We start from the raw sequence: 24,108 nt of genomic DNA on the forward strand, positions 1-24,108 counted from the left end.
ACTACCTCATCTATATTTCTGATCAATTTCATTGATTTTTTCAACTTTTGGCAAACTGCCTCCACCAGAAAATTCACATTCTAACCAACGATCCAATAACATCAATGCTGTTTCTGGTGCAACGATCCTTGCTCCCATACACATGACTTGGCAATCATTTGACTTTCTACTACGCTCTGTAGAAAAAATATCGTGACAAACAGCAGCTCGGATTCCTGGCATTTTATTGGCAGTTATCGCCATACCAATACCTGTTCCGCACATCAATACACCTTTTTCAGCTCGTCCTTCAATAATTTCCTGACATAACTTTTCTGCTGTCAATGGATATAAAGATGGATCCTCATTATAGACACCAACATCTATTACCTCATATCCTTTTTCCATTAAATGTTTTTTTACGCGCTCCTTTAATTGAAACGCTGCTTCATCACAACCAACTACTAATTTCATCTGATCTCCTTTCTAATAAGACCGTAGAACAAATCTACGGTCTTTTGTTTATAATTCTGTTATCGCAAAGACAACCTTGATTGGTTTCGATTCAAAATTTACCAATTGATATTTTGTTCCCGCAGGCAAGAAGAATGTTTCCTCTTTGTTTAATACATAACTTTCCTGCAAATCAACCAAATTGATCGTCACTGGTCCATCGATGCAGAATAGAGCTCCATCTCCTTTGTGTACATCTGGATCTGAACATCTTGGCCCATAACCACCAGCAGGCAAGATCATTTCGCCGTAGTGTCCATAATCATTGCTAGTGATGAAACGCATCAACATAGGATGTTTTGTGCCATGAACCACATTTAGTTTTTCAAAATCCCGTACACCATATACAGCTCCTGTTTCTCGTGCTTCGGCTGCTTCACATGGCCAATGACCAATATCATCTGTACATCCTTGACGAGAAATATCATGGATCTTATCTCTCATATTTGGCAACTTATCATTGTTTGGTCCTTTATAGAATTTTGTTTCTTCATCCGAAGGAATGTAAGCTGGTGGAATATTTTCACTCCATGCTTTTGGAGTAATAAAATATAAGATTCGTGCTTTTTCAGATCCAAAGTTATGACAACAATGCCATGCTCCCTTTGGCATAAACAATCCTTCGCCTGTTTCCAAATAAGCAAATTGTCCATTGCCACTACGTTGTACGACTGGTCCATTCAAGATATAATACGATTCATCACCAGGATGAATATCTAATGGCAGAAATACACCGCCTGGCCCTAATTCATAGATTCCCAGCATGAAAGTGTCGGTAGAAATCAATGTAAATGTATTATCGGATGTATACGCATCATTAGGAGGATAAAGTGCTGTACTATAATCTTCTTTTCGAATCAACATCGGACGTTTTTGATCCGGTTCAAACGGAAATTTTTCTAATATGTCTTTTAACTTTGCCATTTTTACCTCTTATTAGTCTTCTTCCTCAACCGGAGCATCTTTCTTCAAGAGCAACAACATTCCTGCTGTTACAAAACCTGCAATAATCAATGCTAAGATAAACAGAATAGGTTTATTTAATGCAAATAGAACGAATAAGCCGCCATGTGGAGCACGCATCGTTAATCCAAATGCATAGCTCAATGCACAACCTACTGCGGAACCAACCATCAAGGATGGAATAACACGAATTGGATCGGCTGTCGCGATAGGAATCGCATATTCAGTGATCATCGCAAAGGCACCAACAAACAAACCAACCAATGAACCTCGTTCATTTTCTGTAAATTTTTTCTTGTTGATAAGCATAGCAATCGCAATTCCAAGTGGCGGTGCCATACTACCAATAAAGTTAGCTGCCATTGGCATAAAATTATTAGCATCCATTGCAGCCAATGCAAATGCATAAGCAACTTTGTTTACGGTACCACCCATATCAAAGGCAAGCATACATCCTTGGACTATTCCTAAAATAATTAAGTTTCCAGTACCCAATCCATTCAAGAATGAAGTCAAACCCGTTGTCATGGCTGCCAATGGTGCACCAATGATATAGAACATAATCAAACCAATGCCCCAAACGCCTAACAAAGGAACAATTAACGTTGGTAACAACGAACGTAATTTTTCTGGTAAAGGAATACGTTTGATTAAGTTTGTTAAATAACCTGCAATGATACCTGCAATCAAAGCACCTAAGAATCCAGAAGATTGGCCAACACCCCAAGGGTCTGTACACATCCAAGCGCCAACCATACCAACAACGATACCTGGACGATCGGCAATTGCATAGGCAATGTATGCACCCAATACAGGTAACATCAATCCAAATGCAACTTTACCAAGCCAGAATGTCGTAGATGCAAAACTCGATCCATATGGATCATTTGGAATCAAGTAACCTCCAAATGCGAATCCTAAAGCAATTAAAATTCCACCTGAAATTACAAATGGTAACATGTAAGAAACACCAGTTAACAATGCCTGTTGAATCTCACGTAATGTGTCTTTCATTATTATTTCTCCTTTAATCCTAATGTTTTATTTTTTTATTGTTTTTCGAAGATGATTCCCGGATTTTTGATGACTTCATGAGGTTTGACCGAAATCGTCTTGTCTTTATATGGCTTGAAACGACTAGCCTGTGTAATTCCTACATCATTGGCAAAGACAATCAAATCAGCTGCTGCAATTTCTTTATCCTTTAATTTGTTTTCGATTCCCAGTGCACCTTGGGTCTCTACTTTGCATTCGTATCCTTTCTCTTTACAAATTTTCTTGATTGCTTCTGCTGCCATATATGTATGTGCAATACCCGTTGCACAAGAAGTAACCCCTACAACTTTCATAAGACATCTCCTATTTTTTAAACTCTTTTATTATTTCTAAAATTTCGTCATAACTTTTTGCTTTCGACACCAAATCGATAAACTCGTAATGAGCCAATAATCCTGCCAAAGCTGCTAACACACGCATATATTCATCTCCTGTTTGTGTACCAGCAATTGCTAACATGAATATATATTTTACTTCCCCAGACTCACCACAAGATTCATATTGAAAAGGTGATATGCATCGACAAAAGCCAATACCTGGTTGAATAACGGCATCACATTTTCCATGAGGAAGGGCGATAAAATTTCCCATGTATGTTGATCCAAGTCCTTCACGATATTGTAAAGCATCCAAGTATTGTTGCTTATCGGTTACAATACCAGCTTGTACAAATCGATCCACCATGAAGTCAAACATCGCATCTTTATTCAAGAAAGGTTCATGATCAAGCACGACAGCATCTTTCACAAAAACTTTTGATAGATCAATGCTAGATTCCATATTATTTTCCGTTTTTAAATACTCTCATCACATCGGCTGCATATCCGCGCATAAAGCGATAAGCTTCTTCTTGTGCTTCATGATAGAAAACATCTCCTTTATTTTCAGCAAAATATTCTGCCATATGCGCACTACATGCCTTTGCCATATACGAATAATAGTTAACTTTAGAAACGCCAGCCGAAATCGCAGCTCGTACCTGATCAGCATCAACACCACTTCCACCATGCATAACGACACGGGTTGAAGAAGGCATCGCTGCACGAATTGCTTTTACACGATCGATATCTAAAATTGGTGGTTCGGCATAAATTCCATGTGCTGTACCAAAACATACGGCCAAAGCATCAACATTTGTGATATTCGCAAATTCAGCAGCTTGAGCTGGATCCGTAAATGTCTTTTTAATCGTTTCATGTGTCCATCCAGCTGCACCGCCGTGACTATCATCAGCTGTCGAAGTCATGATTCCCAATTCAGCTTCTACCGTAATGTTCATCTTGTGTGCATATTCAACAAATGTTTTCAATTGTGCTGCATTTTCTTCAAATGGCAAAGCACTCAAGTCATACATTATGGATGTGAATCCAGCACGGATTGCTCGTAAGACAAACGTATAATCACTTCCATGATCAAGATGCACACAGACAGGTACTTTTGCTTGTTTGGCATATTCAACCATTTTCGGTCCAATGTATTCGATTGGAATCAATGAATCATGAACTTGCGCATGATCAATAATAATTGGTACATTTACATCTTCTGCCGCATCAACAACCGCACGTAATGTTTCCATATTCGGTGTGTTGATACAACCAATCGCATATCCACCTTTTTCGGCCTCACTTAAGATTTCTTTTAAGTTAACTAACATATATTTTGTATTCCTCCTTCGCTACTCAATGGTTGCAGCTATTTCTTTTAAATTATGTAATCCTTCAACTGCCAATGCTTCACCGGTTGGCGCAAAACTTCTCCAAATGGCACATTGGGCATTTAATTCAGTAAAACTAGGATCAAAACTTTCAATAACACAATACCCTTGGTAATCAATGTCCTTTAATGCTTTGAAAAATTCTTTAAATGGAACCAACCCTGTTCCAGGAATTCCACGATCATTTTCATTCACATGCACATATCCTAAATATTCTTTTCCACATGTTTTTACGGCTTTAGTAAAACTTTTTTCTTCGCGAATCATATGGAAACAATCCAAATGGACACCCATATTTCCTGTTCCAACATCTTTACAGTATTGAACCGCATCTTCAGCGATATTTAGAAAATGTGTTTCAAAACGATTACATGGTTCTACACAAATTTTTAATTCTGGATACGTTGCCAAAGCATATTCAGCAACCTCTCGCATGCAATTGACTGATCGTCTCCATTCTTCTTCTGTACGTGGCTTTCCACTCAAGCAACCCCAACCGGCATAGTTGACACCACCGGTAATGGTCGAACCCAAATCTTTATTGATATCCACTAATTTTTTCATATGTCGGATAGCGTTAGCTCGAATTTCAGGATCTGCTGAAATTGGATTGGTTTCTGCTCCTAAAGTTGTTGTTGTAACAACCTTTAAATTTGTTTTCTGGAGTGCAGCCTTGACCTTTTCGGTTGGAAAAGTTTCTGGATGTGCAATCGCTAGATCAATAACTTCGAATCCAAGTTCTTCTGCTTTGGGAATGATCCAAATATCTTTTTCGCCAAACACCTCGCTCCAAATAAAACTGTCAACTCCAAATGTGATCTTCATTTTCTTCCTCCTTTCTACTTGCTTTGCCTTTAACCACTTTTAGAATATATTTTCGATTTCACTTTCTCAAATTTATTAAGGTCCCCTTTTGCACTTACAAGAGTGCAAAAGAAAAAGTCCTTTATATAAAGGACTTTTTGACAATTAATACAAATTTTTTCGATGCAATATCTCTAAGATATGTGTTGGCGACCTTGCATCGATGACCTCTTGTATGCTATTTTTATCATCGATGAAAGCGTAAAATTTTGAGAAGAAATCTTGAATTTCTTGATTGTTTTTAAAATCAGCTGCAATCAAAAATACAACTTGAACCTTATCATTTTTAGACCAATCAATCACATGTTTCAATGTGATCACAGCCACTGCACTTTGTTTTACATTTTCTCTAAAACCATGAGGAATGGCAACCCCTCCACCAATGGAAGTTGGTGTCACATGTTCATGATCCAGTACTTTTTGTTCAAATCCCGGCTGTACAAATCCCGTTTCTTCCAAAAGTTTACAACCCTTACGGATGACATCTTCTTTATTTTTAGCTGAATATCCCGTTTTGATATTTTCCAAGAAAAAAATTTGTGTATTATTGATCTTAATTTTTTGACTTTCCTTAATGCGAAGTAAAATGGCATCATTCATTTTTTTGATATCAAAACGATCCAATCTGCGACTTACTTTAATGGCGTTTTCAACCGGACATGGAGTCGTTGTAAAAACTAAATCATAATTCGATAGATTTACATTTTGAAAATTATCCTCACGAACCATTTCGATCTTCTTCACGTTATCCAAAGAATGATACAACTTATTTTTTATATACGTTCTCGTATTTCGATCAAACGAATTATATACAATGATTTTTAATTCGGCTTTGCCACCTTCAATGGCATTCGAAATCATCATTGTAATATATGCCACATCATTTTCTGTCATGGTGATTCGCAATCGATTTTCAACAGGTTGAAGATTCGTTAATACGATTCCATAAAGACCAGGCATGCTGGATTTAATATCAAAGTTTAAATAAGAATCATTCGTAACTTGATAGCTGCGTTGTAATTTCTTTTTCATAAACAATGAACTCAAATCTTCAATCAAGGATTCACTAATCAGGATCTTCTTATTTTGGATGATTCGTTGTAACAGTTCAATAAAACTCTCTGCGATATCATTATAATAAGCCTCATGAATCATACTAATGCCAGAAGCACGACTGGAATAGATGGCAATTTGTGCTGCCAAGCAACGAACTTCTAATAAAGAAAAGAAATGCATATCATGGGCTATCCGATCAATGATATCACGCGCAACATTATATTGATCCATCGTGATCTTACATTTATACATGATGTTCGGCTCCACCACAATACAATTCTTATGGATCCTCATTTTAGTTACAGCGATATATTCCATCAGTTGAGTAAAAGAAGTATCGTCAAATATCATGTTTAAACGTTCTTCGATCAACAACACATGATCCTGTAATTCAACTACATCACATTGCGGATACAGTGTTCGAAAATATGTATACATACGTTGCGAGATTCGATAATCAATGATTTCTGGTTTATCATTACCAGGAATCAAATCATTCAATCGCATCGCATTATCGTAGATTAATGCCTGTCGCTTCTGAAATTCTCCACCTTCAACAGTAATTCCACGATTTCTCGTTCGATTTAATTTCAAATCAAAATAATCAAGCCATTGTTCAATTCGATCCAGATCCCGATTAATAATGTTTTTCCCTACATTCAGATCATCCGCAAAAATCTGTATCGTATAATTCGAATTATTTTCAAAAAGAATATTTAAGATATAGCTTTTTCGATATGAGAAATAGTAGGACTTATCTCGATTTTCATTGATCATCTGGATCAATTCTTCTCTACCATCATCATCTAAGTGTAGCTTAAATCCTCGACCCGGCAAAGTTTCTAGTTGACCACCATTTTCATCAATTAATTGACGTACATAGCCCATGTTATGCTTGACACTACTTACCGACATACCTATTTCATTGGCAATTTCTTTAGCAGTGATTGGTCGATCTTCATCTATCAAAGCTCGTACACATTTTTCCGTTAATGCATCAATCATGTTTTAAAAATATCACCTTTTCTTTTCTTTGAAAAGCCTATCATTTTATGCTATTTATCACAATCATCGAAAATTATTGGCAATCTAAGCCTATTAATTTTTTCATAATGTATTATGAATCCGTATTCATCCTGTTATTTGTCTACCTTTTTTATTCACAAATTGTTTCAACATTTGTAGTTCTCCCTTTGAAAAAGAATCTTTTAAAAAAGGGACAACTCGTTTTTTACATATAAATACAATTAAATGTTTCATTCCTTCTATTCGATCAATTTCATCATAAGAATAACTTAATGTATTTCCATTAACTGTATAATGGACACCTTTATCATCTATTTTAGCTTCAACTGGTACATCCACTCTACCATAAAGTTGTTTATATCCTTTTATTGTCTTTTTATGCGCACGATGCCAAGAAAAATAATAGGCATCCAATAATAAACAACCTCCGAGTAAAAGAAATAAAATAGAAATTGTTGTTTGTATTCTCAATGCAATTGTTGCGCCTGCAAACGCAAATGCTATTACGGCACATAACAACATAATTTTTGTATATGGTTTAAGAGTTGCTTGTATATACTCTTTTACATATTTTGAATCATTAGTATAAGAACTAGTAAATTGTTTCTGCGACATGATGATTCCTCTAAACTTCTTTTGTAATGAACGCAAACATTTCATCGACCGAATCAATTGTATCTAATATATTTAACATTCGATCATCTTGGAAAATATTTATCAGTGTGAACACAAAATTATTAACACTTTCTGCACCTAGTACGCTAATAGCTACTACATATTTGACAGTTTGTGTTCCAAATGAAATTGGTTGATCTAAACGAACAAAACTCATTGCATCTCGAATAGCACCTTGATCAGGATCAGCATGTGGCATGATAGCATTTTCTGAAATGGCAATATAGCTTTCTTCTACACCACCGTTATCATAAATCATTTGAATCATACCTTTAACATATCGATCATCTACAGCGCCTACATTTACTAATAATTCACCCGATTTGCGTATTGCATCTTCCCAATCTTTTGCGTGATAGTCTAACAAAATACTATCTTTCAAAATATAATCAGGTGAAATTCCTGCTCTCACTTTTGATTGTTCTAATTCTTCTACTTTATTTTCCCTTATCCTATATTTCTCATCGAGAATATGCATCGCTTCAATACGAATCTTAGTTAAATCGTCTTCTGATAAAACAGGGCTTCTTAATGTGATTGTCGGAACAGAATATTCTTTGATTTGAGCAGTAGATATAATTAATTCAATTTCATTTTCTCTTAGATCCTCTTCATCAATACGATGTATAGATTGAGATTTTTTAATGGTGATCAAATCTTTTAAACGACTTAATTCTCCTGCAAGCAGTTGAATAGCCCCTCTACCCATCGGACTGATCAACATGACATTAACTTTTTCTTTTATTTCATTTCCTGCCTTTTCTTTTTCAAACATAGCGCCAAAATACATAACTAAAAATGCAATTTCGCCTGGATTCAATTGGTTGCCTACATATCTTTCTAATGGTTCTACTTCTTTTTGCACTACTTCAAAGATTTCAGTATATCTTTCTTGCATTTGTTCTGTAAAAGGATTGGGTAAAACATCTCCACTTTTTGCCCGATACAAGGCAGATTTTATATGATCAACCAATAAATCATATAAACTACTATCTAAATAAAAGTTTAAACGTAAATAATTCGCAATACGAAAAATCACTTCACCAATCATTACCGGTATCGCAATTTCATCAATATGATCTGTCGTACTATGGATATAGCTTTTCGTTCTTAAACTTTGAACAAAATGATTTATCTCTGAACTTGGTATCATTATCTGAAATTTAACACAAACCCTCTGTAATATATGGCTGCTTAATCCATATTTAGAACTTTTTGTTAGATTTTTATCCGAATATTCAATAATACGTCCCTTTTTCAACCTTGAAATAATAATCAATAACTCATAAATGGTTTCTTCAAAAGAAAAATCAGATAATAATAAATTTTCAGATTTTTCTTCTTCTAAAATAATCTTTTTCAATTCTGGATAAATGTCTTCATACGGTATTATTTCCCTCAACAAAAAATGTTGAAACGTATTATATTGAATATCCGTCATATTTTGATTGAAGTTCATCAATAAAATTTTTAAAATTTGAGAACGTATTGTTTCTTCTCTACCCTGAATAAAATAGCCACGACTCACTTGTGATACCAATTTGATTCCATTATCTTTCAAATTATCTTTTACTTGATTTATATCAGATATGATTGTTCCTCGACTTGTTTGAAGATGTTCAGCAAGATCATTGGTAGTTACATAATCCGTACTATTCAATAAAATCATCGCGATAATGGTACGTCTTTCATTCTTTGTCAGTCGATACGTATAAAAATTATTTTGCAAAAGAAAATCACGTAATTCCTTATCTAATCCTTCATATACCTTAGAAAAATATACATTATCATTGGAATCAATCAATAAAATAGGTAATTTCTGAGCCTGTAAATCTTCATTTAATTCATAAACTAAATGTTGCGTGTTTCTAGATGTTGTATGTAAAACGATAGAAAGATCACGTAAACTAATCTTATTCGACTTTAATACCTGTTCAACAATACTATTATCACGATGATCCATATTGTAGCCTCCTGACTATTATATTTTCCAATCGGCATATATACACAAAAGATAGTCATGGCAGACTATCCTTTTGTGATTAAATTTATTAAAAGATTTTATTGATGCAGTTCTTCTTTTGAATCATTTGGCAAGATAACATATTTAATGCCTTCTTGTCTGCCAATGCTTTCCAATGCATCAATCGTTTTTTCTAGTGGGTAGTACCCGCTAATATATTTGCCACCATCAATTTGTCCACTGGCCAACAGTTTCAATGCCCATTGTACATGATATGGCGTATGATGATAAACACCTTTCAAGGTAATCTCTCCATAATGGAATTTCTCACAATCAAATGTGACCTTTGATCCTTTTTTTGTTCCGCCAAAGCATAACACGGTAGCTCCTGGACGAGCCATTTCAAATGCTTTTTCCCATGCTTCTGGGAATCCGGTTGCTTCTACAACGATTTGTGGTCCTTTTCCTTCTGTTAGTTTTCTTACTTGTTCAACATAATCCGGTGCACCGGCATTTACTTGCGCAATTGTACCAAAATTCTTTGATAATTCCAATCGATGTTCAGACAAGTCGGCTGCGATAACACGGCATCCATGCAAGTTCAAAAGATCCATGAACATCAATCCAATAGGACCGGCACCAATTACAACAACATAATCACCAACTTTGGCAGGGATGGAATCAAAACCATGTACAGCACATGCCAATGGTTCCAGCAATGCTGCATATTCATATGGCAATCCATCTGGAATTTTAAAGAAGTTATATTTCAAGATATGTGCTGGTACAGCAACATACTGAGAAAATGCTCCATTCAAATATTGAAGATGTTCACATAAACTATACTGTTTATTTTTACAGTTTTCACATTCAAAACATGGAGCTGTATTTACACCAACAACCCGATCACCTACTTTGAATTTTGTAACATTCTTGCCTACTTCAACAACATCACTGGCAAACTCATGGCCAAATGTAGATGGTGTATGTTGAATAATGGTTGGATGACCACGACGATATGTCTTCAAATCTGTTCCACAAGTTAAAGCAGCTCGAACTTTAACAAGAATTTCATCATCTCCAATTTGNTATGTTGAATAATGGTTGGATGACCACGACGATATGTCTTCAAATCTGTTCCACAAGTTAAAGCAGCTCGAACTTTAACAAGAATTTCATCATCTCCAATTTGAGGAATATCTGTTTCTTCAAATCGTACATCTCCTGGTGCATAAAACATTTGCGCTTTCATTTTTCCTTGCATTATTTTTCCCTCCTAATTATTGTTGACCATAGTTCTTTTCGGTATCTTTACGCATAAATTCTGCAATCTGATCTTCTAAAATATTTACATCACCCATTTGGAATGCATAATAAGCAACTTTTGCACTTTCTTCCAAAACAATGGCATCTTTTAAAGCTTTATCAATATCACTATCAACACAGATAGCTCCGTGATTTCCCATTAAAACTGCCCTATCTTGTCCAATCGCCTCTGATGTAACATCTGCTAGTTCTTGTGAACCTGGTAAACAGAATTCTGCAACTTTTACTTTTCCACCAACTAAATCAGCAGCTTCTGAAGTAATACATGGCATGCCATCAATATCCCGGCAAGCCCATGCTGTACAGAATGTTGAATGTGTATGAATAATACCATTTACATCCGGACGTTTTCGATAAATCGCAGTATGCATCGGTGCTTCAATAGATGGTTTTCTTTCTCCATCCACAATGTGATTGTCTACATCAACCACTACAATATCTGAAGGATGTAATGTTTCATATGGCATCCCGCTTGGTGTGATACATATATATCCAGTTTCAGGATCTCTTAAGCTAAAATTTCCAAATGTTAATGGAATTAATTTTTCTCGTTGAATTGTTAGCGCAATTTCAATTACGTGTTTTCTTTCTTGTTCTAATAACATATCAATTCATCATCCCCTAATTAAGCAAATATACTAATAATTTTAGCAATTACATATGGTACTAAGTGAGCTCCAATATCCAATGAAGATACATATTTTGCCCCTTCTGGGAATGCAAAATCGACAGACTTAGCAATTGTTGTAACTGTTGGTGCCAAATCGGTAGCAATATACAAAATACAAATCATCATTAATGTACCTGAAATCAGTGCACGTAATAAATTTCCTTTTGATGCAACAACAGGCCAAATCATGAAGAATGGTATTGTCGAGAAATCAACCAATGGCATTACTTTGTTACCAGGTAGGATAAAGCTCAATAATAAAGTGATTGGTATCATGATCAATGCACTGGAGATGACCATTGGCGATCCAGTTGCAACTGCAGCATCCAAACCAATATATACTTCTTTTCCTGGGAATCTCTTGTTCATAAAGTTCTTAGCGTCTTCACTCAATGGCATTAAACCTTCCATCAAAATAGATACCATACGAGGTAAAATAAACATTACAGCAGCCATATTTACAGCAATTGTGACGACACCAGCTAGATCTTCACCTGCCATAACACCAATTGCCGCACCTAAGATGACACCTAAAATCATTGGTTCACCTAAGAATCCTAATTTTTCGGAGATTGCTTCACCATCTAAATTAACACTGCGCAATCCTGGAATTTTATCATAGACTTTATCCAATAAAATGAAGATAGGTGCCCAACTGACCGTTTCTGTGTGTGGTAATGATATACCAGGAAGACCAAAATAATCTTGAACCAATGGTGCTGTCATATCGGCAAATTTAACAATGATAATGAATGTAATACCAGATCCAATAATTCCCCAAATCATACTTCCCGTCATGTATTGAATTAAAGATCCTGTTAGAATAAAATGCCAATAGTTCCAAATATCGATATCTAATGTCTTGGTCCAGTTAAATGCCAACATAATGATGTTGATGACAAAACAAGTAATAAATACAAAAGGTACAATATTTGTTGCAAATGCAATGGATGAACTGACTGGCCATCCAACATCAATAACTTCAAGATTTAATCCAAAACGCGCAACCATTGCTTGCGTTGCTGGTGTAATATATTGCCCCATTAAACCAACAACTAAATTAATACCAATAAATCCAATACCAATTGTCAAACCTGCGCGAAATGCTTTTGAGAATTTTTCACCTAATATCAATCCAAGAACAGTAATGATGATTGGCATGACAACGGATGATCCCATGCCTAAAATATAATTAAGTACAGCCATAAAGGTTTTTCTCTCCTATTTTTCCTTATTTTTATGCTAATGTTTTCAAATACTCCGCTATTTCATCGGCTAATTGTTCAGCCCCTATTCCAGTAATAAATTGCAACGCACGAAATGTTTTTATTCCCTTTAACTTTTGAACTGGAATTTCGGCAGTATGAATAATGCAATCAGGATGAATAATATCGGCTTTTGCAACAATTTCTGTTGCTTTGCATTCAATAATATCTACCTGAGGAATCCCTCGTTCTTTTAGTAAAGTTTTACATTTGTTAGCCGCCACGGTAGACGTTGCAACTCCTGTACCACAAGCCGATAATATCGTAAATTTCCTCATAATGTTTCCTCCTTTTTCTTGATGGTTTCAATGATTTCTTTTGCATTAGTTGCATTAACGAGTTTTTTCAGAACATCCTGGTCTTGAATCAACATAATGACGTGTTGTAAAAATTCCATATAATTGCTTCCATTAACTGCTAGCATGATAATAAAAGTAACCGGAACCATAACATTATCTTTTGGATTCGTTGCCATTTGATGAAACATGACTGGATGTTTCAACTTTGCTACTGCCAATGCTGTTTTATTTACATGTACTTGGTCAGTGTGCGGAATCGCTACACCAATACCACCGACATCTAAACCCGTAGGAAATACCTTTTCGCGTTCACCCAACGCTCCAACATATGTATCTTTTGTATAACCTAATTCAGTCAGTTTTCCACCAACTGTTTTAAATACATCTTCTCTATCTTCAACATCTAAATCGATAAAAATCAAATCTTGTTTTAAATTATCCCAAATCATTGTGGTCCTCGTTTTTCATTTGTATGTCTTTCTATTGTCATTATATGAATCACTTCTTTTTTCATAAAGTTCAAAGCCGAGTCAAAAGAAAAACGCTAAATTGAACTAATTGATATACACAAAAGATTTCGTGTCTTGTTCGTGGTCTCTACACTACTTCCTTACATCATTGCTCTTATTTCCATAGGTTCTTGCAAATCAGATATATGCACATCTACCATACAAAAAAAGAAACCAAAGATTTTACTCTTTGATTTCCTCTTGATCCAATCAAAATAAATTTGGATTTTGATTCATTATATAATCACACATTACTTTATATATTTTCCCATGGCATCATGAATGACTTGTTCCAATGCCGCATCTTCATTGTGGTCCAATGCTTTCTGAAAATACACTTTTGCATCTTCTTGATTTCCTTGATAGGCATATTGTAGGCCAAGCATCAACTCCAAGTTACTTCTTCCCTCGGATGATTCTTGCATGTTATCCAACTTCTTCTTGATTTCCTCGATATGATTGGCTTTCTTTTCTACAAAGACATCATATGAAATTTCCATTGCATGAATAACATTGGGATACTTGTCTAATTGTTTGACCTGCTCTAATATCTTTTTGCTATCTTTATAGCTAGCACGCTTGATATAATAATAAAAAGCTTGTCGATACACGGCTATCTTTTGAGAATCATTGATATTCATTTCATTTAGTATAAATGAAACTTGATCATGCACTTTTTCCAATTCATTCTTTTTCATGTAGAAAGTCAATTTCATAAATTCTCTATCGAAGGCTGGATAGGACATTTTACAAGAAAAGCTATTTAATGTTTTCATGTACGATGATTCATCATTATTTTGTAAACTTTGATAAATTTTACGATTGACCCGACTTTTCATTATTGTTTTTGCAACGACTAAGCCTCCAATGATCAATAACAAAATAAGAAAATTCGTTGTATTCATCTATCCATCCACCTAAGAATCAATAATAGTATTCTTTTACTTTTCCATTTTTTACATATTTATTCACACGTGCTATAGCTATCTCATTACAATTTGTCTCCTCTGCTTTTGTACATTTCCCATTCACCGTTTCATAAAATAAGGACTGTAAAGCAACGAAAGCATTCGCCAAAGTTATCTTTCCATTCGTCACATCACTGGCATCTAGATCAATATGTTCATTCATGAAATGAGCTACGTGTGGATTAGCTGATATTTTAATGACCGGTACAATTGGATTCCCTAATGGAGTTCCCAATCCCGTTGAAAACAGGATGATTTGACAACCTCCCGCAGCCATTCCCATCATACTAATAGGATCATTGCCCGGTGTATCCATGATGATCAATCCTTTTTGATCAATGGGTCGTGCATAATCTAAAACATTCTCAATCACACGGTGCCCTGCCTTTTGGATGCATCCCAGTGATTTTTCTTCTAGAGTGGTTATTCCACCAGCTTTATTACCTGGGGAAGGATTTCTTTTTCTTACATTTTCTCCAACCACCAACTGACTTTCTTCATAAGGTAAAATGATATCTTTGATCTTTTGCGCAACAACAGAATCTTTTGCTTTTTTCATCAAAATATGTTCAGCACCAATAAACTCGGTTGTTTCACATAAGATGGACGTTCCTCCTTGATCAACAACATGATCAGACAACATACCAATCAGTGGATTTGCTACCAATCCACTGGTAGGATCAGAACCCCCACATTCAGTACCAAGTATAATATCCGATAAAAGAATTGGCATTCTAGGTACTGCTAAGCTAGCTTGAACCATTGCTCGTGCCTTAGGAATAGCTTGATCAAGTACCGAAGCAACTCCTCCACATTTTTGAATGATGAATGTTTCAAGCGGTTTATTGGTTCTTTGTCGAATGGCATCGATCATCAAGTCCATTTGACAATTTTCGCAACCTAAAGATATGACGATTGCACCATATACATTTGAATTGGCAACCAACCCAGCTAAAGTCCGAAGAGTACAAGCTTGATCATATGCATTTTGTGAACATCCCAATTGATTATGAATTGCGATCGTTCCATCGACTTTCTCCGCAATTTGACTTGCCGCATCCGATGCACATACACTCGTTGGCAAGATCAAAACATGATTGCGAATGCCTATGGTTCCATCTGCTCGACGATAGCCAAATAAATTCATACTGCATCGTCCTTTCGTTCCAGGTCATTAGCTATACTGCTTAAATTATGTGTGTGGACCCATTCCCCTTTTGCGATATCTTGCGTTGCCCAACCAATTCTTTCCCCATATTTTAGGACAACCTCATTTTTATGAATCGGGCAAATCGAAACTTTATGATAAATAGGAATAGACTGAAGAGGAGAAAGCATGATCTGTTTTCCCCTCGAATTTGTATAAACGATGTTTTGATTCTTTTCTATAGCTTCCAGAACCACAATGACATTGTCTTTTTCATGAATGAGCATGGCGTTATTTTTCATTGGGAAGTACCTGCATGGTTTGCCGCAATGACGCTACGATTTGTTGATAGGTTCCCGGCTTTCCAAATAAAGCACTTGTACCCAGAATAAAACCATCCACACCTATTTTTAACAGATGCATGATCACTTCAGGCGAACATGCGCCATCAACGACAATTTTAAAGCCAAACTCTTTCTTCATTTCTACCAATTTATTTATTTTATGGATGGTAAATTCTTGAAATTTTTGGCCAGCAAATCCTGGATTTACCGTCATCACTAACACATAATCACACAAATAAAGCATCTCTTTGATCGTCTCAATACTGGTGTCCGGATTGATAGCAATGCCAGCCATTTTTCCTCGATCTTTGATATGTGCCAAGGTTTTCACAACGTATCTTTCAGATTCTGGATGAATATAGATTAGATCAGCTCCTGCATCTAAAAACCAATCGATCTTATCCGCTGGATCTTCAATCATCAAATGTACATCCACCAATGCATCAGTCGATTTACGAATGGCCTGAACATCACTTAATCCCAACGCAAAATTAGGAACAAAACTGCCATCCATGATATCACAATGAAAGATGTCTACACCTGCTTGATCCAATTGATGCACTTCATGCTTTAAGTTTTGAAGATCCGCACACATCATGCTTGGACATAATAATTGACTCATATATCGTCCTCTTTCTGTTACAGATCATCTTATTCAGCCTTTGAATCGATGATATCTAAGACTTGCACATGATTACGATTTTTCATGATTTGTTCATAATAATACTGCACATCTTGCGCAATTTTTGAATCCATATCTAGATCATTCAATTCACAAAACGTTTCAATTGGGCTTTTCTCTAGCATCGGTTCATTATTCAAACCTTGTCTTTCTTGCCAATAGACCAATGCAGCCGCAGCAACAAATTCCATGATCCGATAATCGCGATGATGATCCATCAAAATTTTCATTGGTGACATGATACGTTCTGTCGGACCTAACTTACGTTTCGGCGCTCGACCATTCTTTATATTAAAATCAAGAATATCTCGATTCTTCATTTTTTTCATTGCACGTTGAGCAAATTCTTCCTCATCTTCTTTCGTGATTTGGAAATAATCTTCTAAAGAAGGATTCAGATCTTCTAGTAGATAATCCATTGTTTTGGAAATATCTGGATCATTAGCTGCATCACCATATACTTCAAAACCTTTGACATAGCCACAATATGAAATCAAGCCAGCTAGCGCATTGTATGTGTATATTTTACGTTTTAAGAATTTCTCAAAATCATGAACGGGAATGGCCCCCTCAAAATCGATCGTATCAATCGCATCGGCATCAAATGGAAAATAATATTCATTCATCGATAAAATATCCAAACGGGTCTTATCCAATTTTACTGTTGAACAGAATACCGCCGTCATAGAAATCACATACTCCGCTACTATGCCTTCCTCCTGCATATGTTGCTTTAACACACGCCCTGGATTGATTCCATTTTCAGCCGTCATGATGATGGTTTTCTTCTTTTTACCTGCTAAACCAGCTTTAAGTTGTCGGGCCACATCACCTAAATTTTGTTCACCAACCGAAGTGAAAACATAATTAGCTTCATAGATAGCTTTTGTAGCTTCTTCTGAATCCGACAAATACGCGTGGATGCCATGGATATAAAGTGGTTTTCGATCTTTCGAATAAAAGTGAATACAGTAAGCTTGATCTTCTTGCAGTAACTGAATTAATGCTTTATTTTTATCTACTAAAGTGATTTCATAATTGCCATTTTCAAACATAAAACGTGGTAAATATCCACGACCGGTTTGTCCAGCTCCAATCACAACTGCTTTTTTCATAGATTCACTTCCTCTTTTAACCATCCACGTTTTTGGAGTTCATGAATGCCATCGATGATCATGGTATATAGTTTTTCATCCGGCTTTAATCCACAAACGTTTTCCAAAATGTAGCCAATTCCATATTGCTTGCGCATTTTTTGCAGTTGCACCGCCGATTCATCTTCGGGATTGTCATAGAATAAGGCTGCCGCTGTACAAAGCGCAATTGCTTTGGGTTCCACACCAACCGATAACGCAATTTTACTTGGGCCAATCAAACGATCGTTGGGCTTTAGTTTTCGCAAAGGATCCCGTGCAATTCGCGTGATTGGATCAACAATATCTAAATCCGTATATTTTGCTTTCGCTCGCTTTGAAAAAGCCAATTGACTTTCTTCATCAATTCCCATTCCTTTAATCAATGCTTGATTGATCTCCTCATAGATTTCATCTAAAATCGGCGCAATTTCCGGACTATTGGCTGCAACCGCTAAATATTTTTCACCAAGTAAATGACCTAAATACGCAATCGATCCACAACTTGTGTTATTGGTATACAGTTTTTGTGTCAACAAATTACCAAACTGATCCACAAAATCTACATATTCCCAATTTGGTAGATTCCCCTTGATAGCGGCTTTATCCATTGGTAAATAAGGGAAGTTTTGGATCCAAGTATCCAAAGGATTTGTAAGTAAGCTTGGATCCGGTGCACCTGTCCCTGTACAAAGGATGACGGCTTCGCCAACGCCAACATTCTTTTCAAACATTCGTTTTTCATCCTCATTCAATTCGGCTTCCAATGCTTGTTTTAGATCGCGTGCTGGTTCGATCCAATTTTCACAAGTGATAATGTTTGTCACATGGCCTTTCCCATTACATAACATCGTTTTATACGCCTTACCCAATGTTTTGCCGACCGTTGGCATATTCTTTCCACCACATGCGGTAAAAACAAAATCGGCATCAGCCCAAACTTCGGCCAATTTTTCAATATCATTCGCACTATACGCGGTTACATTCGTATTGACGATATCTTTTTCCGGATGACCCAATACATGAATGGTATATGATCCAATCTCATTTAATTGTTTGACCATCGGATCCATGACATCAAAATAAGTAATTTGTACATGATTCAAAAGCATGATTTGTGTCACAAATCCTCGACCAATTCGTCCAGCGCCTAAAATAATGACCTTCATTTACATCCCTCCTATTCCAAATTATTCAACATCACTTCTGTTGCTCGTATGACTGTATTCATCTCTGCTTCTTGTGAACGGGACGCAATATGAGCCGTTAAAATAAATTGATCCATCGCCAATAACTCATCGATCCATGCTTCTTGTTGAGGCGGCTCACTTGTAAATACATCCGAACATACAGCATGGACTTCATGATTTTTTAAAGCTTCATAAATGGCTTTTTCATTCACGATGCCTCCGCGAGCTGCATTGATCAATATCGCAGTATTTTTCATCTTTTTGAATTCTCCAGTTGAAATCATATTTCTCGTTTCATCCGTTAGTGGTGTATGAATGGTGATAAAATCACATGAAGTCAATATTTCATCAACAGTCGTTTGTGTCGCCTCATATTGATCAAGTACTTGTTGTGGAATCTCAAAAATATCGTAAGCATAAATATGCATACCGATTCCCTTTGCCATTCGTGCTACATTTTTACCGATATTGCCAAATCCAATGATGCCAATATTCTTTCCTTTTAGTTCAAAACCCGTTGGTTTGACCCATTCCCGATTTTTTACATGAATGACATTTCCAACCAAATCGCGAGCCGCCGCAAACATCATACCCACTGTCAATTCAGCCACAGCATTCGAGTTTGTACCGATACAACGCCCTACTTTGATTCCCATTTCGTCGCAAGTTGGCAAATCAATATTGTCCAAACCCACGCCAAATTTAACGATTGATCTTAAATTTTTACATTGTAGCAATAAGTCTCGATCTAAAGAATCAACACCAACGATGATTCCGGTTGCTTGCTTCGTTTTTTCTACAAATACTTCCCGAGGAAGCGGCTTTCCTGTATCATTCCAATCAACTTCATAGCCAGCCGATTCTAATTGTTTTTTATAGGCAGCGCCATATTTTGCATAGCCTCGCGGCGTGATCAAAATTGTTGCCATATTATTTTCCTGCCTTCGCTTGCTCGAATGCATCACGTAATTTTTTAGCATTTGCGGCAATATCTTCACTTGTTCCCTTCGACAACAGGCCACCAACACCTAATGCTTCTGCTCCATTAGCGACCCATTCTTTCACGTTTTCCGGGTTTACCCCGCCACTGGCCAAAATTGGAAGTTGTGGACATGGCACTTTGAACACTTTTGCTAGACTTGGACCATAATAATTCGAAATTGGGAAAGCCTTGATAAAGCTAGCTCCTGCTTTTAACGCTGTTAATGCTTCGGAATAGGTTGTGCACCCTGGACCATAAGGCACTTGATATAAATTACAAATTTCTTGGACTTGGGCATCAAAATTTGGTGCAACCATGAATTCCGCACCATTCATGATAGCCATTCGGGCTGTGGCTGGATCCAATACTGTACCTGCACCAATGCACATTTCATCTCCATATTTTTCTTTGATTGCCTTAATGACATCACCTGCATTCGCATTGGTATAACTAATCTCCATGACATCAACGCCACCATCATAACAGCCTTTTGCAATTTCTAATCCTCGTTCAATTGTTTCTACACGTACAACCGCAAAAATTCCGGTTTTCTTTATTCTTAATGTTGTTTCTGGTAATCCCATTTTTTTCTTCCTCCTATTTTCACTTTAAAAATTCTTTTAAAAAGTAATAAATTCCATCTTCATCATTTGTATGTTCCAAAATCATATTCGCTGCTTGTTTTGCCTGTTCACTCGCATTCTTCATTGCAATCCCCATCGATGCTGCTTCTAACATTTCTGCATCGTTATCGCCATCGCCAAACACCATGACATGTTCTAAATTGGATCCATTGGATCGTACATACATTTGAATAGCTTTGGCTTTGGATACGTTTTCATTCAAAAACTCATAAATATTTTTTTCGGTCCAATAACCCTTCAAATTTGGTATCAGTATGGAAAGAATGGTTTGTAACGTTTCTGGCCGATGAAATTCCAACATCACACGAGCTGGTTCTTCCCACTCTTTATGCGAATTTTCCACTAAAACCATTTGTTCCTGATTATTTTGACTAATTTGCTCCATCAAAGGAGTTGGCTTGGTCACAAACAAGGATCCTGGATTATGAAAAGCGATTGTGATATCTTCCAAAGCAGAAAATGAAGTAATGATCATTTTGACTTGATCAATGGACACATAGCCATTTTTTATGTGCTTCATCGTTGGTAACAATAAAAGATCAGCTCCACTGTTGGCGATGACCACATCCAATAGCTCTTGTAATTGATATTTTTTGATCAAAGGATAGATCGAACTTAAAGCCCGTCCTGTGGCTATCCCAAAATGTAAGCCAGCTTTTTTACCTTGGATCAATATATGTAAAGTTCGATTGGAAATACATTTATTGGAATCTAACAATGTGCCATCGAGATCAAAAAAACAAAACGAAACCTTACTTTTGTGAACATCCAAAGAGTTTAATATAGTATTCAATTTTATTCTTGAACCCCTCTGCTAGTAATGGATATAAGTTATATACTTCATTTCCTGACAAATCCCGACAAATTAAGTTTGCGATAGCTGATCGTTTGAGATCATTGGATAGATTTATTTTATTGATACCTTCATGTGCACATCGTTTTAGATTTTGATCTCCTGTCCCACTACCCCCATGTAAAACCAAGGGAATTGGTAATGCACTTCGCAATTCATGTAATAAATCAAATTGAATGTGTGGTTCACCTTGATACACACCATGAGCCGTACCAATCGCAACCGCCAATGCGTCGATTTGCGTACGCTCTACAAACTCGATGGCTTCATCCACTCTTGTCAATACCGATCGATCATTTTTTTCTTCTTGACCAAAGCCTACATGCCCTAGTTCCGCTTCTACCGTACATCCTTGCGAATGGACAATTTTTACCATTTCTTTGACCTGTTCGATATTTTCATTCAATGGTAAAGTAGACCGATCGATCATGATATTTGTAAAGCCCGCCCGCAATCCTGCAATACAAGCTTCAAAGGTTTTCCCATGATCCAGGTTTAGTGCAATTGAACATTTTGATTGACGAATCAAATCAGTTGCGATACGACCAAAATAAATGATATCTGGGTTAGCTACGGGCGTTACATTTAGTATTAAAGGAGAGTTCGTTTCTTCTGCAGCTTGTATTGCAGCCCTCAAATTATGTTCATTGTCTACGTTACATGCTGGTACGGCATAGTTCTCATTCATTGCTTTTTCCAGCATGGCTTTCATATTCACTAACATATATCGCTCCTATTTCATTCAATATCTAATAACGACACGATACATACCAGGTGCTATTGCCTTTTGAAACGCTTCGATTCCTTGATCAAAGGGATAGGATGCATCAATAACTGGTGTCATATCGATCAAGCCATAAGCAATCATTTTTACAGCCTCTTCATTATCCGTCAGCGTTGGATTGAGTGTACCAATGATCTGGATTTCCTTGCTATGGATCATGCCAAAATCAATGCCAATCTTATCTTTTGCATCTTGTGAACTATAGGCGATCAAACGACCATAAGGCGATAATACATCGATGGCATCTTGCCAAACACCTTGACTAGGAATCGTATTAATGACCACATCCGCACCAAGGCCATTTGTCATCGATCGTACTTTCTCTACTAAATTTTGCTTGGTAGGATCGATCACCATCCAAGCACCTTGTTCATGTGCTCGTTCTTGTCTTTTTTTATCCTTCTCGGAAACAATGACTCTTGCTCCTCTCATCAAGGACAATTTCAAATGAAAATAGCCCATGATGCCCAAGCCAATGATCACGACGGTTTCACCAAACTGAATATTGGCCTTTTTGATACTGTGTACAGTACAGGCCAAAGGCTCGGTCAATGCCGCCGCATTGAAATCTAGATCAAAGGGAATCTTGATGATTTGCCAAGCAGGAATAACAATATATTCACTTAAGCCACCACCCATGATCATTCCACCGTGTAAATTGGCTCGTTGAGGCATTTTTTGTTTATTTTTGCATTGTGTTCCTTTTCCTTCGCGGTCTAACTGACACTGCATACAGTAAGCCGAGGTAAAGATGGCATGATCACCTGGTTGGACTTCGACAACGCCACGTCCCACTTTTTCAATGATTCCACTACATTCATGCCCTCCTAGAAAAGGAAATGGATGCTTTCGAGTTCCTAGATACGTTCTTCGATCAACTGTGCACAAAGAAACAGCTTGCGTATGAAATAAAACTTCATAATCGCCAACTTCAGGTACATCAATGGAGCGATAGCTAAGCTTCTTTTTGTCTTCGATCAATAGTGCTTTTGATTTCATTGCCCATCACCTCACATAAAGGAGCAAATAGTACATCCCCATGGAAACCGAGACGATCGTGGCACCACAAACTAGGATCATCAGTTCGGAAGTGACCTGATGGGTGATCAGGCAATAAATTAATCCTATGCCAATCAACAAATATCCAATAGCCACGATAGGAAATGACGTTTCTTTTTTGGTCGAAACGATCTGTTGTTTTCGCTCTACCTTTTTTGCTTCTTGTAAATTTGGCAAGATCTTATAATTGAAATAGAATAAATAAGCAAAATAGAGCACGGCCACAAAGACAATATTCAATATCATCGGAAGATGAAATAGAAGATTGAACAAGAACACAAAGGATATGGAATCCACAATGTTCATGCGTAATAATCGAACTTTGAAATCCAAGCCATCTTGCAACAAGTAATTTTTATTTGTGGATTTGATATGAAATATTTTTCTTGATTTTGTATCCTCAAAAATATCTGTTTGAATGCCAAATACCATAGGATTCCCCTT

At 36.5% G+C, this 24,108-nt stretch carries 27 protein-coding genes; all 27 read right to left on the bottom strand.

Going from position 1 to position 24,108, the window contains the following annotated elements; genetic code table 11:
* Window positions 1–6 precede the first annotated feature (6 nt).
* The 27 genes from rpiB to EDX97_RS10665 all read right to left on the bottom strand — a co-directional run bounded on the left by rpiB (window position 7) and on the right by EDX97_RS10665 (window position 24,096).
* The gene (gene rpiB, locus EDX97_RS10530) at window positions 7–453 is read right to left on the bottom strand and encodes a ribose 5-phosphate isomerase B (protein WP_128521112.1); all 447 of its coding nucleotides are present in this window, start codon (window positions 451–453) and stop codon (window positions 7–9) included.
* Between the two features lie 48 nt (window positions 454–501).
* Window positions 502–1,416 carry a cupin domain-containing protein gene (locus tag EDX97_RS10535; RefSeq protein ID WP_128521113.1) on the bottom strand — a complete coding sequence of 305 codons (915 nt, stop codon included), beginning with the start codon at window positions 1,414–1,416 and terminating at the stop codon, window positions 502–504.
* Between the two features lie 12 nt (window positions 1,417–1,428).
* Window positions 1,429–2,469 carry a PTS fructose transporter subunit IIC gene (locus EDX97_RS10540; RefSeq protein ID WP_128521114.1) on the bottom strand — a complete coding sequence of 347 codons (1,041 nt, stop codon included), beginning with the start codon at window positions 2,467–2,469 and terminating at the stop codon, window positions 1,429–1,431.
* Window positions 2,470–2,504: 35 nt separating this feature from the next.
* On the bottom strand, window positions 2,505–2,804 hold the full coding sequence (locus tag EDX97_RS10545) for a PTS fructose transporter subunit IIB (protein ID WP_128521115.1): 300 nt from the start codon (window positions 2,802–2,804) through the stop codon (window positions 2,505–2,507).
* A gap of 10 nt (window positions 2,805–2,814) precedes the next feature.
* Window positions 2,815–3,291 (bottom strand): PTS sugar transporter subunit IIA, encoded by a 477-nt coding sequence (locus EDX97_RS10550; protein ID WP_128521116.1) that lies wholly within the window; start codon window positions 3,289–3,291, stop codon window positions 2,815–2,817.
* A 1-nt stretch (window position 3,292) separates the two neighbouring features.
* On the bottom strand, window positions 3,293–4,165 hold the full coding sequence (locus tag EDX97_RS10555) for a class II fructose-bisphosphate aldolase (RefSeq protein WP_128521117.1): 873 nt from the start codon (window positions 4,163–4,165) through the stop codon (window positions 3,293–3,295).
* A gap of 21 nt (window positions 4,166–4,186) precedes the next feature.
* A complete protein-coding gene (locus tag EDX97_RS10560; RefSeq protein ID WP_128521118.1) occupies window positions 4,187–5,050 on the bottom strand; it encodes a sugar phosphate isomerase/epimerase family protein in 864 nt (287 codons plus the stop codon).
* A 144-nt stretch (window positions 5,051–5,194) separates the two neighbouring features.
* Window positions 5,195–7,150, bottom strand: coding sequence for a BglG family transcription antiterminator (locus EDX97_RS10565; RefSeq protein WP_128521119.1), 1,956 nt, complete (start codon window positions 7,148–7,150; stop codon window positions 5,195–5,197).
* A gap of 126 nt (window positions 7,151–7,276) precedes the next feature.
* The gene (locus tag EDX97_RS10570) at window positions 7,277–7,786 is read right to left on the bottom strand and encodes a YcxB family protein (protein ID WP_128521120.1); all 510 of its coding nucleotides are present in this window, start codon (window positions 7,784–7,786) and stop codon (window positions 7,277–7,279) included.
* A 10-nt stretch (window positions 7,787–7,796) separates the two neighbouring features.
* The gene (locus tag EDX97_RS10575; protein ID WP_128521121.1) at window positions 7,797–9,809 is read right to left on the bottom strand and encodes a BglG family transcription antiterminator; all 2,013 of its coding nucleotides are present in this window, start codon (window positions 9,807–9,809) and stop codon (window positions 7,797–7,799) included.
* A 98-nt stretch (window positions 9,810–9,907) separates the two neighbouring features.
* The coding region (locus EDX97_RS10580; RefSeq protein ID WP_128521153.1) for a zinc-dependent alcohol dehydrogenase at window positions 9,908–10,897 on the bottom strand (990 nt) is incomplete at its 5' end.
* A 192-nt stretch (window positions 10,898–11,089) separates the two neighbouring features.
* Entirely contained in the window at window positions 11,090–11,740 is a 651-nt protein-coding gene (locus tag EDX97_RS10590; protein ID WP_128521122.1) for a class II aldolase/adducin family protein, read from the bottom strand.
* 20 nt (window positions 11,741–11,760) lie between these two features.
* Window positions 11,761–13,011 carry a PTS galactitol transporter subunit IIC gene (locus tag EDX97_RS10595; RefSeq protein WP_128521123.1) on the bottom strand — a complete coding sequence of 417 codons (1,251 nt, stop codon included), beginning with the start codon at window positions 13,009–13,011 and terminating at the stop codon, window positions 11,761–11,763.
* Window positions 13,012–13,042: 31 nt separating this feature from the next.
* Complete coding sequence (locus EDX97_RS10600) at window positions 13,043–13,348, bottom strand: PTS sugar transporter subunit IIB (RefSeq protein WP_128521124.1); 306 nt, start codon at window positions 13,346–13,348, stop codon at window positions 13,043–13,045.
* Window positions 13,345–13,818, bottom strand: a complete 474-nt coding sequence (locus EDX97_RS10605) for a PTS sugar transporter subunit IIA (RefSeq protein ID WP_128521125.1) — start codon at window positions 13,816–13,818, stop codon at window positions 13,345–13,347. The genes EDX97_RS10600 and EDX97_RS10605 overlap by 4 nt, the downstream gene beginning before the upstream one ends.
* Before the next feature lie 311 nt (window positions 13,819–14,129).
* A complete protein-coding gene (locus EDX97_RS10610) occupies window positions 14,130–14,783 on the bottom strand; it encodes a hypothetical protein (protein ID WP_128521126.1) in 654 nt (217 codons plus the stop codon).
* Between the two features lie 19 nt (window positions 14,784–14,802).
* Window positions 14,803–15,993 carry a UxaA family hydrolase gene (locus tag EDX97_RS10615; protein WP_128521127.1) on the bottom strand — a complete coding sequence of 397 codons (1,191 nt, stop codon included), beginning with the start codon at window positions 15,991–15,993 and terminating at the stop codon, window positions 14,803–14,805.
* Window positions 15,990–16,295: a UxaA family hydrolase gene (locus EDX97_RS10620; RefSeq protein WP_128521128.1), complete on the bottom strand. Its 306-nt coding sequence runs from the start codon at window positions 16,293–16,295 to the stop codon at window positions 15,990–15,992. The genes EDX97_RS10615 and EDX97_RS10620 overlap by 4 nt, the downstream gene beginning before the upstream one ends.
* On the bottom strand, window positions 16,285–16,959 hold the full coding sequence (gene rpe / locus EDX97_RS10625; protein ID WP_128521129.1) for a ribulose-phosphate 3-epimerase: 675 nt from the start codon (window positions 16,957–16,959) through the stop codon (window positions 16,285–16,287). Before rpe ends, EDX97_RS10620 begins: the two co-directional genes overlap by 11 nt.
* Window positions 16,960–16,988: 29 nt before the next feature.
* Entirely contained in the window at window positions 16,989–18,134 is a 1,146-nt protein-coding gene (locus tag EDX97_RS10630) for a mannitol dehydrogenase family protein (protein ID WP_128521130.1), read from the bottom strand.
* Window positions 18,131–19,321 carry a mannitol dehydrogenase family protein gene (locus EDX97_RS10635; protein WP_128521131.1) on the bottom strand — a complete coding sequence of 397 codons (1,191 nt, stop codon included), beginning with the start codon at window positions 19,319–19,321 and terminating at the stop codon, window positions 18,131–18,133. Before EDX97_RS10635 ends, EDX97_RS10630 begins: the two co-directional genes overlap by 4 nt.
* A gap of 11 nt (window positions 19,322–19,332) precedes the next feature.
* Window positions 19,333–20,271 carry a phosphoglycerate dehydrogenase gene (locus EDX97_RS10640; protein WP_128521132.1) on the bottom strand — a complete coding sequence of 313 codons (939 nt, stop codon included), beginning with the start codon at window positions 20,269–20,271 and terminating at the stop codon, window positions 19,333–19,335.
* Window position 20,272: 1 nt separating this feature from the next.
* Window positions 20,273–20,908 (bottom strand): beta/alpha barrel domain-containing protein, encoded by a 636-nt coding sequence (locus tag EDX97_RS10645; protein ID WP_128521133.1) that lies wholly within the window; start codon window positions 20,906–20,908, stop codon window positions 20,273–20,275.
* 19 nt (window positions 20,909–20,927) lie between these two features.
* On the bottom strand, window positions 20,928–21,761 hold the full coding sequence (locus tag EDX97_RS10650; protein ID WP_338076168.1) for an HAD family hydrolase: 834 nt from the start codon (window positions 21,759–21,761) through the stop codon (window positions 20,928–20,930).
* The gene (locus tag EDX97_RS10655; RefSeq protein WP_128521135.1) at window positions 21,721–22,545 is read right to left on the bottom strand and encodes a class II fructose-bisphosphate aldolase; all 825 of its coding nucleotides are present in this window, start codon (window positions 22,543–22,545) and stop codon (window positions 21,721–21,723) included. Before EDX97_RS10655 ends, EDX97_RS10650 begins: the two co-directional genes overlap by 41 nt.
* Window positions 22,546–22,563: 18 nt before the next feature.
* Complete coding sequence (locus tag EDX97_RS10660; RefSeq protein WP_128521136.1) at window positions 22,564–23,604, bottom strand: zinc-dependent alcohol dehydrogenase; 1,041 nt, start codon at window positions 23,602–23,604, stop codon at window positions 22,564–22,566.
* Between the two features lie 6 nt (window positions 23,605–23,610).
* Window positions 23,611–24,096 (bottom strand): hypothetical protein, encoded by a 486-nt coding sequence (locus EDX97_RS10665; RefSeq protein ID WP_128521137.1) that lies wholly within the window; start codon window positions 24,094–24,096, stop codon window positions 23,611–23,613.
* Between the last annotated feature and the right edge of the window lie 12 nt (window positions 24,097–24,108).

Source organism: Absicoccus porci, from assembly GCF_003725415.1.
In the GTDB taxonomy this organism is placed as follows: Bacteria; Bacillota_I; Bacilli_A; order Erysipelotrichales; family Erysipelotrichaceae; genus Absicoccus; species Absicoccus porci.